At 58.8% G+C, this 15,670-nt stretch carries 15 protein-coding genes; 5 read left to right on the top strand and 10 right to left on the bottom strand.

Annotated elements, in window-relative coordinates:
• Positions 1-42: 42 nt before the first annotated feature.
• From ACESMK_RS11685 to rpoE, 4 genes are read right to left on the bottom strand one after another with little or no spacing between them, the layout of a single operon-like run.
• Positions 43-492, bottom strand: coding sequence for a SoxR reducing system RseC family protein (locus ACESMK_RS11685; RefSeq protein WP_372998587.1), 450 nt, complete (start codon positions 490-492; stop codon positions 43-45).
• Entirely contained in the window at positions 489-1,505 is a 1,017-nt protein-coding gene (locus ACESMK_RS11680) for a MucB/RseB C-terminal domain-containing protein (RefSeq protein WP_372998584.1), read from the bottom strand. The genes ACESMK_RS11685 and ACESMK_RS11680 overlap by 4 nt, the downstream gene beginning before the upstream one ends.
• Positions 1,506-1,526: 21 nt before the next feature.
• Positions 1,527-2,087, bottom strand: coding sequence for a sigma-E factor negative regulatory protein (locus ACESMK_RS11675; RefSeq protein WP_372998580.1), 561 nt, complete (start codon positions 2,085-2,087; stop codon positions 1,527-1,529).
• 15 nt (positions 2,088-2,102) lie between these two features.
• Complete coding sequence (gene rpoE, locus ACESMK_RS11670) at positions 2,103-2,789, bottom strand: RNA polymerase sigma factor RpoE (protein ID WP_372998577.1); 687 nt, start codon at positions 2,787-2,789, stop codon at positions 2,103-2,105.
• Between the two features lie 134 nt (positions 2,790-2,923).
• On the opposite strand from rpoE, the gene nadB reads away from it, so the two are divergent.
• The 5 genes from nadB to ACESMK_RS11645 all read left to right on the top strand — a co-directional run bounded on the left by nadB (position 2,924) and on the right by ACESMK_RS11645 (position 7,263).
• Positions 2,924-4,528: an L-aspartate oxidase gene (gene nadB, locus ACESMK_RS11665; RefSeq protein ID WP_372998574.1), complete on the top strand. Its 1,605-nt coding sequence runs from the start codon at positions 2,924-2,926 to the stop codon at positions 4,526-4,528.
• 39 nt (positions 4,529-4,567) lie between these two features.
• A complete protein-coding gene (locus ACESMK_RS11660) occupies positions 4,568-4,840 on the top strand; it encodes a succinate dehydrogenase assembly factor 2 (protein WP_372998571.1) in 273 nt (90 codons plus the stop codon).
• Positions 4,824-5,288, top strand: coding sequence for a hypothetical protein (locus ACESMK_RS11655; protein WP_372998568.1), 465 nt, complete (start codon positions 4,824-4,826; stop codon positions 5,286-5,288). Before ACESMK_RS11660 ends, ACESMK_RS11655 begins: the two co-directional genes overlap by 17 nt.
• A gap of 21 nt (positions 5,289-5,309) precedes the next feature.
• Positions 5,310-6,305, top strand: a complete 996-nt coding sequence (locus tag ACESMK_RS11650) for a YgfZ/GcvT domain-containing protein (RefSeq protein ID WP_372998565.1) — start codon at positions 5,310-5,312, stop codon at positions 6,303-6,305.
• 124 nt (positions 6,306-6,429) lie between these two features.
• The gene (locus tag ACESMK_RS11645; protein ID WP_372998562.1) at positions 6,430-7,263 is read left to right on the top strand and encodes an HDOD domain-containing protein; all 834 of its coding nucleotides are present in this window, start codon (positions 6,430-6,432) and stop codon (positions 7,261-7,263) included.
• Positions 7,264-7,418: 155 nt separating this feature from the next.
• Here the strand turns inward: ACESMK_RS11645 and ung are convergent, their stop codons facing one another.
• From ung to ACESMK_RS11615, 6 genes are all read right to left on the bottom strand, one after another.
• Positions 7,419-8,153: a uracil-DNA glycosylase gene (gene ung, locus ACESMK_RS11640; RefSeq protein ID WP_372998559.1), complete on the bottom strand. Its 735-nt coding sequence runs from the start codon at positions 8,151-8,153 to the stop codon at positions 7,419-7,421.
• Between the two features lie 3 nt (positions 8,154-8,156).
• Positions 8,157-9,692, bottom strand: coding sequence for a lysine--tRNA ligase (lysS, locus tag ACESMK_RS11635; protein ID WP_372998556.1), 1,536 nt, complete (start codon positions 9,690-9,692; stop codon positions 8,157-8,159).
• A gap of 51 nt (positions 9,693-9,743) precedes the next feature.
• Positions 9,744-10,839, bottom strand: a protein-coding gene (gene prfB / locus ACESMK_RS11630) for a peptide chain release factor 2 (RefSeq protein ID WP_099045589.1) whose coding sequence is annotated in 2 segments (ribosomal slippage) — positions 9,744-10,766 and positions 10,768-10,839 — 1,095 coding nt in all. Because the reading frame shifts where the segments join, the coding sequence is not laid out codon by codon here.
• Between the two features lie 314 nt (positions 10,840-11,153).
• On the bottom strand, positions 11,154-12,890 hold the full coding sequence (recJ, locus tag ACESMK_RS11625) for a single-stranded-DNA-specific exonuclease RecJ (RefSeq protein WP_372998553.1): 1,737 nt from the start codon (positions 12,888-12,890) through the stop codon (positions 11,154-11,156).
• A 6-nt stretch (positions 12,891-12,896) separates the two neighbouring features.
• Entirely contained in the window at positions 12,897-14,297 is a 1,401-nt protein-coding gene (thrC, locus tag ACESMK_RS11620; RefSeq protein ID WP_372998550.1) for a threonine synthase, read from the bottom strand.
• A gap of 11 nt (positions 14,298-14,308) precedes the next feature.
• On the bottom strand, positions 14,309-15,610 hold the full coding sequence (locus ACESMK_RS11615; RefSeq protein ID WP_372998547.1) for a homoserine dehydrogenase: 1,302 nt from the start codon (positions 15,608-15,610) through the stop codon (positions 14,309-14,311).
• Positions 15,611-15,670: the final 60 nt, after the last annotated feature.

The raw sequence follows: 15,670 nt of genomic DNA, 5'->3' as shown, positions 1-15,670 counted from the left end.
TGGGTTCAACCCACCGATTTTCAACTTAAAAAACCGTAGGATTTACAGACAGTTTTCAGAGGCAACCCGGTTTACCCGGACCAGCCGGGGCTCATAATCCTTGCCGCCAGCTCGCTGAAATTTCCGCCCTGCGTAGAACCCTGCCGAAAGACCCAGGACGGCACCCAGCATTGCCGCGCCATCGTGCCCGCCGGACCACTGATGCCCCAGGATGCTGGCGACCACCATCAGGATCAGTGGTACGGCGTAGACCAACAGAGAAGCCCCCAGCAAGGCCTGCTCGTCGATGCCGATGGTGACCTCATCACCAACCCTGGCATCGACCGAGTTCGCCACCAGAATCTGGTTGGCGCGGCCACCGGATGCCGCTGCCAGGACTTTCTGACCACAACCGTTACGGGCGGCACAACTCTGACAGGCGCTGGTTCGAATCGTCTGGACCCAGACACGATCGCCCTTCAGTGCAACAACCTTTCCGATTTCGGTAATCACGATTCACCCGTACCCAGGGCCAGCGCGTCCTCAATACGGACCGATTCTGCAACCTGGCGAGCTGTCTGCGGGGGCAGCTCACCCACAACGGTGACCAGAAAGGCATTATCGCCTTCCTTTACCTGATGCATGTAAACCGTCGTAGCTCCGATAAGGGAAGCCCCTGTGGGCATGTTCACCGGGCCGGCGGGCTCAACAAACACGGAAAACGCTGCCAGGCCATCAGAGAAGGCAACCGCCTGGCCCTTGCCTGATCGCGGCGCCGCGGCAGGAACAAAACCGTCCGGACGCCAGCCAAGCTGCCACCCGTTCATACGCTGAACGACAGACTCCTGGTGAACGGGTTCGTCCAGCGTGGTGGAAATCTCGCGGCCCTCGGTTCGAATTTCAAATTCACTGTCAGGAATGTCTTCGCCAATGTGCAGGCTTGTGAACTGGAAATGCTCCAGAACTTCGCCATCGGCATTCCGGACATGGCTCTTGACCAGAAGTCCGGTGGATTTCTCGAGCCACAACCGATGGCTGTAGCGGTAAGGATCTCTGGCGCTCAATGCCACCGACACCACATCGTAACCGGCGACCCGGTCCTCACCTTTCATTTCGGCCCGGTACCAGCGATTGACCGGCATCAATTGACTGGTGAATGCTTCGGCAAACGGCCCCGAGGGAATCACCTGATCCAGCTTCACCCGACCTCTTTCGGGAAGCACGCACACCACGTTCATACCCTTACGAACGATCTCGCCGCTGCCACCATCCTGAAGCACCAGACGCTCCTCAACCACACCGTCGTTATACCTGTGCGCAATCTGCATGGAGTGCACGCTGTCACCCCGTGCGTATACGAACACCCCGCGGTAGGAGGTCATGTTCAACGCCGGCCCAAGCCTCTCGAGCCAGGAGGATGCCTCATCATCGGCCACCGCCGGAGCCGGTCCGGCAAATGCCAGCACCAAACACGCCAGTGCGGACAGCGTCCGGCTTCGGAAAACAGCGATGAGGTCTAGATGCATGATTACACTCACTCCACGGTGTCAGTAACCGGTACCATTGGCGCTGACCAGCCGTGCATAACCAACGGCACCCCGCCCGGCACCAACACTGTTGTGCTGCGCATGTTCCAGCAGGTAGCGGCTCATGTATTCCCACTGCTCATCATCGAGCCCCTGCAGGGCAATTTCCCTGACCGGCTGATCCTGCGTCTGTGCTTCCGGAGCGGCAGCCGTTACGGGCTGAACCGGGCCTGTGTCTGACGAATCCCAGCCGGCGCCGGCGCCGAAGCCTACCAATAGCGCCATGGCAATCATGGCAGCGGCCGGCCATTGCCAACGGCCGGTTTTTCTGTCGTGACCGACGAGTTCGGGCCGGGCGGTACTGGCGGCACGCCCATCCAGCAATTCACGGACGGCAACACTGACATCCATGCCCTGGGCCGGTGAGTGACCATCATGCATAAGGTCCCGCACATCCTGCCATCGCTGCCATTGGGCCCGCACCTCGTCCTGGCGATCGTGTGACAGCAGTCGGCGCACCGACAGTTCGTCAGCTTCGTCGTCCATCATGGCGGACAATGTTTCTCTGAGACGATCATCCATGGGATGCAACCTCAATTACGTCACCGAGTGGTTGAGCAAGGGACCGAGATGCCGATCAACGGCATCCCGGGCTCTGAATATTCGTGAACGGACGGTACCGATCGGGCACTCCAGGATGCCTGCGATATCCTCATAGCTGAGGCCATCGTATTCCCTGAGCAGGAACGCAGACCGCAACTCCTCAGGAAGCTGGGCAATGGCCCTGTTCAACTCTTTCTGGAGCTGTTCCCTCTGCAGGAGTCGTTCCGGCGATGCGGTGTCCCGGAGCCGGGAACCCTCATCGAAATTCTCCGCTTCCGCCGAGTCGGCGCTGCCCTGAGGACGCCGTCCCCGGGATTCCAGGTAGTTCTTCGCGGTGTTCACGGCAATCCGGTACAGCCAGGTGTAAAAGGCGCTGTCTCCCCGGAAACGTTCGATTGCCCTGAACGCCTTGACGAAGGTCTCCTGAGTCAGATCCATGACTTCCTGACTGTCGTACACGTACCGACTTATAATAGAAGCGACCCTGGACTGGTACTTGACCACCAGCAGATCGAAGGCGGCACGATCGCCATTGCGCACCTTGCGGACCAACTGCAGATCCGTCTGGCTGTCGGTGTGCTCGCCCTGTAGTTTCTCTGTATCAGGAGTCATGGACTGGTTGCCGGGGTTCCCTGATTTGATGGCCAGCTGTCCGGCCTGTACCAAGTTTCGCTGCGTCATTGATGCTATCCGGCGTCCGTTCATGAAACGGGCTCGGCCACCTTTGGGGCGGCTCACCCTGTCAGGCCAAATAGACAGCAAGCGTAAAGTTTAGTTCAATACACGTCCACATTATGGCCTGCGATAACGACCCGATGCCACAGTCCTACGAATACGATGTTCTTATTATCGGCAGTGGTGCTGCCGGTCTCACCGTCGCCCTCAATCTGCCAGAGCATCTGAAAGTCTGTGTGGTGAGCAAGGCTCAGATCAGCAGTGGCGCCACGCTCTGGGCACAGGGCGGGATTGCCGCCGTGCTGGATGATCAGGACTCCACCGAAAACCACATCACTGACACCCTGAACGCCGGCGCCGGCCTGTGCCACGAAGACGCCGTACGCTTCACCGTGGAGCATGGCAAGGAAAGCATCGACTGGCTGATCGATTCCGGTGTTGATTTTACCCGGGATCAGGACGCTCACTATCACCTGACCCGAGAAGGGGGTCACAGCCACCGACGCATCATTCACGCAGCGGATGCCACCGGCCATGCGGTTTCAACCACCCTGACTTCCCAGGCAGAGGCAAGGCCCAATATCGAGCTGATGTCGGGCCGGGTGGCGGTGGATCTCATCACCAATCGCAAGTTGGCCCTGCCGGGAAACCGATGTGTTGGCGCGTATATACTGAATCTTGAAGACAATCACGTGGAGCTGTTCCGGGCAAGGTTTACGGTCATTGCCACCGGGGGTGCCTCCAAGGCTTACCGCTATACAACCAATCCGGACGGCGCGTCCGGAGACGGTATCGCCATGGCATGGCGGGCCGGCTGTCGGGTGGCGAACATGGAATTCAACCAGTTCCATCCCACATGCCTTTACCACCCTCACGCCAAGTCTTTCCTGATCACCGAGGCGGTTCGGGGTGAAGGCGGATTGCTGAAACTGCCCGATGGTTCCAGGTTCATGGACCATTTTGACGAGCGTGGTGAGCTGGCACCCCGGGATATCGTCGCCCGTGCCATTGACCATGAGATGAAACGGCTGGGTGCTGATCACCTGTATCTGGACATCAGCCACAAACCCGCGGACTTCATAAAGCAGCACTTCCCTACCATCTACGAGAAGTGCCTGGGCTTCGGTATCGACATTACCCGTGAACCCATTCCCGTGGTTCCCGCCGCGCACTATACCTGCGGCGGTGTGATAAGTGACGAGCGGGCAAGAACCGACGTCAATCAGCTCTATGTGGTGGGCGAAGCGGCCTTCACCGGGCTCCACGGCGCCAACCGTATGGCCAGCAATTCCCTGCTGGAATGTCTGGTTTATGGCCGCGCTGCGGCGGCGGATATTACGCGCCGGGAAGCGGACATTCCACGGCCCCCGGAAGCACCGGACTGGGATGAAAGCCAGGTGCGGGATTCCGATGAAGACGTCGTCATCTCTCACAACTGGGACGAGCTGAGACATTTCATGTGGGACTACGTAGGCATTGTTCGAACCACCAAGCGACTGCAAAGGGCCAAACACAGGGTGGATCTGCTGTCCGCCGAGATCGGAGAGTTCTACAGTAACTACAGGGTCACCAACGACCTGCTCGAACTCCGAAACCTGGTCACCGTCTCCGATCTGATCATCTGTTCAGCACTTCAGCGCAGGGAAAGCCGTGGACTGCATTACACGCTGGATTATCCAGGACTGCTCAATGAGGTTCGTGATACCGTGCTGGTACCCACGACCTATCGAACGCTCTCGCCCTGAGCTACGCCGACTTTTACACACGATTTCATGGTAACCACTATGTCAGAGACAGCCGCATCATCCGAAAAAGCAGAATTCAATCGCCTGTGGTGGCATAGCCGTCGCGGCATGCTGGAACTGGACAATCTCCTCATTCCGTTCATGGAGGAAGCCTACCGCGACCTCAACGCCGACGACCAGGCTCGTTACAAGAAACTGCTCACCTGCGAGGACAACGACATGTTCGAGTGGTTTATGCAGCGCAGCCGCCCGGCAGATCCGGATCTCCAACGCATGGTCGACATCATTCTCAAACGTGTCCAACCGGATTGAGCTGACCCTCTCACCGTCCCTGCTGGTCGGTACTCTGGCAGCCCTGCCCTGGCTGGTGCTGCTGGCTTTTCTGGTGATGGCGGCGCTGGCCGGTAAAAGCTGGCTGCTGGCTGCTACGCCGGTTGCCCTGGCAGGCGCGGCTCTGCAGTATCGATGCAACGGGTTGCTTCTGGGCAGCCGATCGGTAAAAAGCCTGCTGATCGAACAGGGTACTCTGTACGCAAATACCGGAGACAACGGGAAGATTCCCGTGCATCCCGAAGCCGCCAGCCGGATCTGGGCCGGGCTGGCACTCTTGAAACTCCGCCCTGCCGACACCAGATTGCGGGGGTATAACGCGATACTTCTGGCACCGTCGTCCGGCAGGCCGGGCAATGTTCCGAAAGAAGATTTCCGTCGCCTCAGGGTGTGGCTCAGACTGGGCTGCTCCGGGCGGCCATCCACCTGATTCAATACGCTGGAGCGCGCCATGACCGACACAGACTCACCTGTATCAGCCGTAGCAGACTATCCCCTGCCGGATAACGGCTGGACGGTCCTGAACGACCGGGTGGTTGTGCGCATCAGCGGCCCGGGCACCGACAAGTTTCTCCAGGGGCAGTTCAGCCAGAACCTGGAGGAGGTTACCCCGTCCCGCTCGCCAAGAGCGGCAGCGTCAACTCCCAAGGGCCGCGCCTACTGCCTGACCCGTATGATCCGGGCCGGAGGGGACATCCTGATGGATCTCCCTTCCGATCTGGCTGACGGCATCATTACCCATTTACGTAAATACCTGATGTTATTCCGCGGAACAGCCATGGACGTCATCGAGAACGCCAGGGTCATCGGAATTCTGGGCAACCCGGTGGCCGAGAGACTCGCTGGCGATGCCATGGAAGACCTGAGAGAACCCAGCGACTCGACCGAGCTCAGCACCGGCTTCCTGGTGAAGACACAGCCGACCGCCGACGGGATACCGCGGTTCGAATTCTGGCAGGTTGAAGGCGAGGATTCGGATCTTCCCGGCGGCCCACAGGTATCCCCGGCCGATTGGCAGGCTTCCGAAATCGCCGCCGGTATAGCCTCTCTGGCGCCTGCCACACAGGAGTCATTCGTACCTCAGATGCTGAATTGGCAACATGTCGACGGCGTTCATTTCAAGAAGGGCTGCTACACGGGCCAGGAAGTGATTGCCCGGATGCACTTTCTTGGCCAGCTCAAGAAAAGCCTGTTTCGGTTCCGGATCGAACAGACCGAAGCCATGCCGGCCCCTGGCAGCTCGCTGTATGCTGGCGACCGCTCCGTGGGCGAAGTCGTCAACACGGTACGCTTCCGTGACGGCAGCGGTGAACTGCTGGCCGTCGTGCGCCACGATGCCGCGGAAAACGCGCTGCATCCGGATGGACTACCCGGGGCTGTACTGACACCCATGCCGCTGCCCTACTCTGTGCCCGAGAGGGAAAAAAGCGCACAATCAGATACATAAGTTGACAGGCAAACGCGCCAGAATTTGCTATTTTGCTATGTAATAGCTCATATATTTGATTGTTCGGGTAACAGCCCAGATATCTGGCCTCTACCAGAAACCTACACGCGGACCTTTACTGACCATGTCGAACATTGTCGAAACCATTAAAGCCGATCTCAACGCTGCCATCGAAAATGACAAACTGGTGCTGCCCACTCTTCCGGAAGTGGCCCTTCAGGTCAGAGATATTGCGCAATCCGAGGATTCTTCAATAGCCGACCTGGTAAAAGTCATCAGCAACGATACGGCGCTGTCCGCCCGGATCATCCGCGTGACCAACAGCCCACTGTTTCGGGGCAGCCGCGCCATCGAGAACCTGAACATGGCGGTAAGCCGCCTGGGCATGGCCTACACCAGCAACCTGGCCATGGGCCTGGCCATGGAGCAGATGTTCCAGGCCACGTCCGACATGATCGACAAGCGCATGCGCGCCACCTGGCAGACCAGCACGGAAGTGGCCGGTGTCTGCCACGTACTGGCGCAACACTACACCAAACTCAAGCCGGACCAGGCCACCCTTGCAGGTCTGGTGCATCTGATCGGTGTGCTACCGATCCTGCGCTATGTGGAAGACCAGGATATCCAGATCAGCAGCATCATGCTGGACAATGTGGTTGATGAACTGCATCCGAAGATCGGGGCGACCATCCTCAAGAAGTGGGATTTCCCGAAGGAGCTTCAGAATGTTCCCCTGGAATACGCCAACTTCAACCGTGAGGTGCCGGCGGCTGATTATGCGGATCTGGTGATGGTTGCCAATCTGCAGCTGGTTGCGGGTTCTGAGCACCCCTGGAATGAGATGGACTGGACGAAGATTTCGGCCTTTGATCGTCTTGGGTTGGATCCGAATGTCGACATGAGCGAGGAGGAGGATCTGAACGCTCAGATGGAAGCGGCTATGGCGCTGCTTCAGTAATTTGTTGCTGGGAGTTTGACCGCCCGTCTTCAGGATGGGGTCAGGCTCCCAAAACACGCTGTGAATACTTCCCTGTACGCTCGGCTCCGCCATCCATGGCTCCGCACGGTTTTGGGAGCCTGACCCCATCCCGAAGACTACTTGCGGGAATTCCCTCAGCTTTTCTTGTATCTCTGAATTAACTCTGCCTTGCTTGGCAGCGCCCAATTAACCGCGGGCTTGCCCTGCTGCTCCAGCCAGTCGTTCGCCTTTGAGAAGTGCTTGCAACCGAAGAAGCCCCGGTAAGCGCTCAGTGGTGAGGGATGGGGGCCATCGAGGACCAGGTGTTTGGTACGGTCGATGTGCTGGCCTTTCTTTTTGGCGTAGCTGCCCCAGAGAAGAAATACCACGCCTTCCCGTTCACGGTTGATGATTTCGATGACCTTGTCGGTAAAGGTTTCCCAACCTTTGCCCTGGTGGGCGCCGGCCTGGCCCTGAACGACGGTCAGAACGCTGTTGAGCAGCAACACGCCCTGCTCTGCCCAGGGTTGCAGGCAGCCGTGATCCGGGGGAGCGATGCCCAGGTCGTCCTGGATTTCCTTGAAGATATTCACCAGCGAGGGCGGGATGGCCACGTTCGGGCGCACGGAGAAGCACAGGCCGTGGGCCTGGCCAGGGCCGTGGTAGGGGTCTTGGCCGAGAATGACCACTCTCACGTTATCCAGCGGGGTGCTGTTGAGGGCGTTGAAGCAGTGATGGCTGGCTGGGAACAGGACTTTGCCGGCCTGTTCCTCGGCGGCCAGGAATTCTGCCAGGCCCTGCATGTAGGGCTGGCGAAATTCTTCCGCGAGATGTTCGTTCCAGCCCCGGTCGGGCCTGAGCTGGCTGGCCAGTACCTCAACCGGGCTCATGGATCACTCCTCGTCTTTACGGCTGTCGACCTTGTGCTCGGGGCGCATGGCCGGGAACAGGATAACGTCGCGGATTGACGCCGAGTTGGTCAGCAGCATGGCCAGCCGGTCAATGCCAATACCTTCACCGGCGGTGGGCGGCAGGCCGTACTCCAGGGCCATTACGTAGTCTTCATCGTAGAACATGGCTTCATCGTCACCGGCGTCTTTCTCGGCCACCTGGGCCTGGAAGCGCTCGGCCTGGTCTTCGGCGTCGTTCAGCTCTGAGAAGCCGTTGGCGATTTCGCGACCGCCCACGAAGAACTCGAAGCGTTCGGTCACAAACGGGTTACTGTCTTTGCAGCGGGCCAGGGGCGACACTTCTTTCGGGTACTCGGTGATAAACGTCGGTTGCATCAGGCGATGCTCGGCGGTCGCCTCGAAGATCTCGATCTGGACTTTGCCCAGGCCCCAACCATCCTTGAGATGAATACCAAGGTTTTTCGCCACCTGGCGGGCACTGGCGTCGTCCGCCAGCTGTTCCGGCTTGATGTCCGGGTTGTAGCGCAGGATGGCGTCAACCACGGTCAGGCGCTCGAAGGTTTTGCCGAAATCGTACTCGATGGTTTCTTCGCTGCCATCCGCAAGGGTGCGGGTGTTCACGACGGTCGTCGTACCCAGCACTTTCTGCGTAATGGTGCGCAGCATGTCTTCGGTCAGATCCATCAGGTCGTTGTAGTCCGCGTAGGCCTGGTAGAACTCGACCATGGTGAATTCCGGATTATGACGGGTGGAAAGCCCCTCGTTGCGGAAGTTCCGGTTGATCTCGAATACCCGCTCAAAGCCGCCAACCACCAGGCGCTTCAGAAACAGCTCCGGGGCAATGCGCAGGTACATGTCGATACCCAGGGCGTTGTGATGGGTCACGAAGGGACGCGCTGTGGCACCGCCGGGAATCACCTGCAACATCGGGGTTTCCACTTCCATGAAGTCCAGGTCGGTGAAGTACTGGCGCATAGCGCTGATGATCTTGGAGCGTGCATAGAACACCCGACGGCTGTCCTCGTTGACCATCAGGTCCACGTAACGGTGCCGGTAACGGGCTTCCGTGTCGGTCAGGCCCTTGTGTTTTTCAGGGAGCGGGCGCAGGGACTTGGTGAGCAGCACATACTCATCCATGGTCACGTACAGGTCGCCCTTGCCCGACTTGGACAGAGTGCCACGCACACCCACGATGTCCCCCAGATCCCAGTGCTTGGTGTCTTTCTGGACATCCTTGGAGGCATAGATCTGGATCCGGCCGGTCATGTCCTGAACCACCTTGAACGCCTTGCGATCGAGCATCATGCGGCCGGCAATGGCCACCTTGATACCGAGGGACTCCAGCTCTTCCTTGGTTTTATCACCATATTTCGCCTGCAGTTCGGCGGCGGTGGCGTCACGACGGAAGTCGTTCGGGAAGGCGTTGCCCTGGTCGCGCATTTCTGACAGTTTGGCGCGGCGCTCGGCAATCAGCTTGTTGTCCTCATGCTGTGCGGCATTCTGAGTTTGATCAGTCATTTTGGCTCACTAGGAATCGGGTTGTCCGGGTTAGCGTGGCAAAGGCGCTGATTACAGCGCCATCTTCAGGCTGGCTTCGATGAACTTGTCAATGTCACCGTCCAGCACCGACTGGGTATTACTGGTTTCAACCTTGGTGCGCAGGTCCTTGATACGGCTGTCGTCCAGAACGTAGGAGCGGATCTGGCTGCCCCAGCCGATATCGGCCTTGGCGTCCTCGGCCTTCTGCTTCTCGGCGTTACGCTCCTGCATCTCACGCTCAAACAGCTTCGCCTTCAGCTGTTTCATGGCCTGGTCCTTGTTCTGGTGCTGGCTTCGGCCAGCCTGACAGGCCACAACAATACCGGTGGGGTTGTGAGTCAGACGTACCGCCGACTCGGTCCGGTTAACGTGCTGACCACCGGCGCCGGAGGCACGGTAGACGTCCACTCGCAGATCCGCCGGATTGATTTCAATTTCGAAGCTGTCATCCACTTCCGGTGACACAAACACGGAAGAGAACGAAGTATGCCGACGGTTGCCGGAATCGAACGGCGATTTACGCACCAGCCGGTGCACACCGGTTTCAGTACGCAGCCAGCCATAGGCGTAATCGCCCTGGATGTGAATGGTGGCGCTCTTGATGCCCGCCACTTCACCTTCCATCAGCTCGACAATCTCGGCCTTGAAGCCCCGACGCTCGGCCCAGCGCAGGTACATACGCAGGAGCATGTTGGCCCAGTCCTGCGCCTCGGTGCCACCGGAGCCGGCCTGGATGTCGAGGTAGGCGTTGTTGGCGTCCATCTCGCCGGAGAACATGCGGCGGAATTCAAGCTTCTCGAGCTCTTTATCCAGGCCCTCAAGATCTGATTCGATCTCGGCAACGGTGCCCTCATCCTCTTCTTCTGCGGCAATGTCCAGCAGGCCCTCGGCGTCTTCCAGGCCGGAGGTGAGGTTATCGATGGTCTTGACGATCAGTTCAAGATCCGCACGCTCTTTGCCCAGAGCCTGAGCCCGCTCAGGGTCGTCCCAGACACTAGGCTGTTCCAGTTCGCGCTCAACTTCGATCAGTCGTTCACTGCGCTGATCGTAGTCAAAGATACCCCCTGAGCGCTTCGGTGCGCTCACGAAGTTCTTTAATCTTCGTCACAATGGGATTAATTTCCATGAAACCCTTACTCGCTCTAGAAAATGGAGAGTAAAAACAGAGGCCGGATTCTACCCGAAATTGCTTTCTAAATCAGCCGTGGTTTTCCGGCCTTGAGGAGCAAACAGCAGATGTGGATTCCAGAGACCGGTGCAAGCAGGAGGCAGGCAAGGCTTTCCGGGAGACGCTATGAATACGTCCCTGTACGCTTGACGAAAACATCCCTGTTTTCGACACTCCCGGAAAGCCTTGCCTGCCTCCTGCCCATGATTTTGGTTTCATTCTTCAGTTTGTAGGTCGGATTAGCGCAGCGTAATCCGACAACCAGACCAAAATCAGGAACCAAGCGGCTCCAGATAATCCACCAGCAACTGCAGATTGGTCCGCCCACGGAAAGTATTGGCATCCGGTTTGTAAACCACTCGGGCCCCGGTGCGAGTGTAGTCGGGCACTTCCGGGCCGGTGTTGAAGGCAATGCCGTCGATAATTCCACCGCCTTCGACGGGTTGCAACACCAGTTTCAGGTGGTTTTCCCCGACAATACGCTGGCTGACTACACGGAATTCGCCGTCGAACAACGGCTCCGGGAAATGTTGTCCCCAGGGGCCGGCCCGCTTGAGCAGTGCCGCGGTGTCCAGCGACAACTCGTTTGGCCCAAGCGGCCCGTCGGTGGTGATCGCGGCTTCCAGATCTTCCGCCGACAGCGTGTCGCGAACGGCGTGATCGAAGGCTTCGGAGAAGGCATCCAGGTCGGCTTTGGCGAGGGTCATGCCGGCGGCCATGGCGTGACCACCAAACTTTTTCATCATGCCGGGGTGGCGGGAATCAACCACCGCGAGCACATCCCGGATATGCAACCCCGGGATCGAGCGGGCGGAGCCCTTGATGTCTACGCCATTGTCATCCGGGGCAAAGGCAATGGTTGGTCTGTGGGTCTGCTCTCGAATTCGGGCCGCTAGGATGCCGATGACCCCCTGGTGCCAGTCGTGATCAAACAGGGCGAGGCCCCAGGGCAGTCCCTCAAGATCAAGAGACATGGAAGCCAGCAGATCCTGTGCCTGGGCCTTCATGTCCTTTTCAATGGTCCGGCGCTCCCGGTTGAAAGTATCCAGTTCCCGGGCCAGTCGACGAGCCTCATCCGGACTGTCTGCCAGCAGGCAGGCAATACCGATACTCATGTCGTCAAGCCTGCCCGCCGCATTCAGGCGGGGGCCAACCACAAATCCAAGGTCCGTTGAGCTGATCGCAGTGTGGTCGCGGCCCGCAATTTCCAGCAGCGCTAGGATGCCAGGCCGGGCCTCGCCCTGACGTATACGGCGCAGGCCCTGCTCCACGAAGATCCGGTTGTTATGGTCCAGGGGCACGACATCGGCCACCGTGCCGAGGGCCACCAGGTCAAGCAGGCTTCCCAGGTTCGGTTCGGGATCGGGCAGGCGATGGGTTTCCCTGAGCTGCTTGCGCAACGCCGTAAGGACGTAAAACATCACGCCAACACCGGCAGCGTTCTTGCTCAGGAAGGGGCAGCCCGGCTGGTTTGGATTGACGATGGCATCGGCGTCCGGGAGCTCTTCACCGGCCAGGTGGTGATCCGTCACTACCACCTTCACGCCAAGCTCTTTGGCCGCTCGAACCCCCTCAATGGCGGATATGCCGTTATCGACGGTAACCATCAGGTCGGGAAGCTGACCTTCATCGCGCAAGCGCTCAATAATACCCGGCGTCAGGCCATAGCCATCGGCAAACCGGCTCGGGACGCGAAAATCGATGCTCTGCAGACCCAGCATTGAAAGGCCAAGCATGGCGACGGCCGTGCTGGTGGCGCCATCGGCGTCAAAATCCCCGAGCACAAGAACCCGCTGTTGCTGCTCGATGGCTTCCGCAAGAAGTTCAACGGCCCGGTCGATGCCCCGAAGTGACATGGGCGAGGCCAGGTGTTTCAGCGTGTAGCTGAGCTGTTCATCGGAAGTAACGCCACGGGTGGCATACAGACGGCGAAGCAAGGGGGGCAGATTTTGCCCCCAGTCCGAAGCGGTCTCAGGCTGGGGGCGACGCAGGATCTTTTTTGGTGTCATACCCGATCAGGCGTTTTTCCAGTGCTTGGCAATAAACTCCTGCACACCGGCGATATTGTTATCCAGCACCGTGTAGCGCTCTTCCCGCTCGAACAGGTCGGCCATATGGGCCGGCAGAGGCGGCTTCACACTTACACCGGATTCGGCCACAGCATCCGGGAACTTGGCCGGGTGTGCGGTACCCAGGGTAATCATCGGCACTGCCTGATCGCGGCGACAGTTGCGTGCGGCGCGAACCCCGATCGCGGTGTGAGGATCCAGCAGATACTCATTCTGCTCGTAGATCTCACGGATAGTATCGCAGGTAGTCTTGTCATCAACGGCGTCACTGTCAAACAGCTTGCGTGCGTGCTTCCAGCGGTAATCCTCGATGCTGACCGGCCCCTTGGCGGCATTCTCCAGCAGGGTTTTCACCGCCAGTCCGTCACGGCCGTGAAGGTCAAACAGCAGACGCTCGAAATTGCTGGACACCATGATATCCATGCTCGGGGACAGGGTGTGCTCCAGCTGATGCTGTTCATACTTGTTGCCACTCATGAACCGATGCAGGATATCGTTGCGGTTGGTGGCAATGACCAGCTGTGAGATCGGTAGCCCCATCTTCTTGGCCAGGTAGCCGGCAAAGATATCGCCAAAGTTCCCGGTAGGCACGGAAAACGCCATGCTGCGGTCCGGGCCGCCCAACGCCAGGGAAGCGTGGAAGTAGTAAACAATCTGGGCCATGATCCGGGCCCAGTTGATGGAGTTCACGGCTGCCAGCTGGGTTTTGCCACCCAGGAATGACTGGTTGCCGAAGCTCTCCTTCACCATGCGCTGACAATCGTCGAAGTTTCCACGCACCGCAATGTTGTGGATGTTGTCACCCTGGACGGTGGTCATCTGGCGGCGCTGTACCTCTGACACCCGCTGGTAAGGATGCAGAATGAAAATATCCACATGCTCGCACTTGCGACAGCCTTCGATGGCAGCCGAGCCGGTATCACCGGAGGTTGCCCCCATGATAACCACGTGCTGCTTGCGCTTTTCCAGGACATAGTCCAGAAGGCGGCCCAACAGCTGCAGGGCGAAGTCCTTGAACGCCAGGGTCGGGCCACGGAACAGTTCCATCACCCATTCGTTGGTATCCAGTTGAACCAGCGGAGCCACCGCCTTGTGGGCGAAGACCGAGTAGGTCTCGTCCAGCATCTTGCGGAAATCATCCGCAGGCACAGCATCATCCACGAACGGGTGCATGACATTGAAAGCCAGCTCGCTGTAGGAAAGTCCGCGCCAGCTACGGATTTCTTCCAGACTGAAATGAGGCAGGGATTCGGGAACGTAGAGGCCGCCGTCTGTCGCCAGACCGGTCAGCAAAACATCCTCAAAACCCAGTGCGGGCGCTTCACCCCGCGTACTGATGTATCTCACGTTCGTACCTGTCAGTTGAAGTTTTCAGCGCGGATGCGGACAACCTGGCCATCGGTATCGGACAGGGCTTCCAGCTCTTCAATCGCACGGTTGATCTGCCGTTCCTGAACGGTGTGGGTCAGGATGATTACCGGAATACGGCCATCTTTCAGCTCGGATTCCTTCTGCATGATCGACTCGATATTGATGCCGTGCTCGCTCAGGATGGAGGCAATCTTGGCCAGTACACCCGGACGGTCCAGTGCGGTAATGCGCAGGTAGTAGGCAGACTGGATGTCTTCCATGGACAGCACATCCAGGTCTTCCATGGCATCCGGCGAGAAGCCCAGGTATGGCACACGCAGGTTGCTTTCTGTGGACACGACACGGGCCACATCCACGATATCCGCGATCACAGCCGACGCTGTTGCCTCGTCCCCTGCGCCGGGGCCGTAGTACATGGTCTGGCCAACGGCATCGCCATCCACCAGGACCGCATTGAGGACGCCATCAACCTGGGCAATCAGATGGCTCTGGGGAACCAGGGTCGGGTGGACGCGGAGTTCAATGCCATCATCCCGACGACGGGCAATGCCGAGGTGCTTGATGCGATAGCCCAATAGCTCGGCGTGGGCAATATCGTAGGGCGTAATCTTGGAGATGCCTTCGGTGAAGCCTTTTTCGAATTGCAGGGGCACACCAAATCCGGCGGACGCCAGAATGGTCAGTTTGTGGGCGGCATCAATGCCTTCCACATCAAAGGTCGGATCTGCTTCAGCGTAACCCAGGTCCTGGGCTTCCTTGAGAACTTCGGAAAATTCCCGACCGGCACGCATCTCGGTCAGGATGTAGTTCCCGGTGCCGTTGATAATGCCGGCAATCCAGTCAATGCGGTTTGCCGCCATGCCTTCACGTACGGCCTTGATGACCGGAATACCACCGGCAACACCCGCCTCGTAGGCCACTACAACGCCGGCTTTCTCGGCCGCTTCGAAAATTTCGTTACCGTGGACAGCAATCAGGGCCTTGTTAGCGGTAACCACATGCTTGCCGTTACGAATAGCCGCCAGTACCAGCTCCCGGGCAGCGTCATAGCCACCGATGAGCTCAACCACGATATCGACGCCGGGATCATTCACCACGTCATAAATGTCGGTGCTGAAGGGCACATCCCCGAGGTCCATATCCTCGCGGGCCCGTCGACTGGCAATCCGGGTAATCCGGATATTGCACCCGGCCCGGCCGGCAATCAGCCTGGCGTTGCGGGTCAAGACATTAAAGGTACCGCCGCCGACGGTTCCCAATCCGCAAATTCCGACACTGACGTCTTTCAAACTCTCACCTCTGATCCCGAAGGGGTGCTGATGAATTATGTTAGGCGGGCATAGTATACC

The organism is Marinobacter sp. (assembly GCF_041687235.1).
Lineage (GTDB): Bacteria > Pseudomonadota > Gammaproteobacteria > Pseudomonadales > Oleiphilaceae > Marinobacter.
The sequence above is the reverse complement of the archived record's forward strand: the minus strand, read 5'-3'. Positions and strand labels throughout refer to the sequence as shown.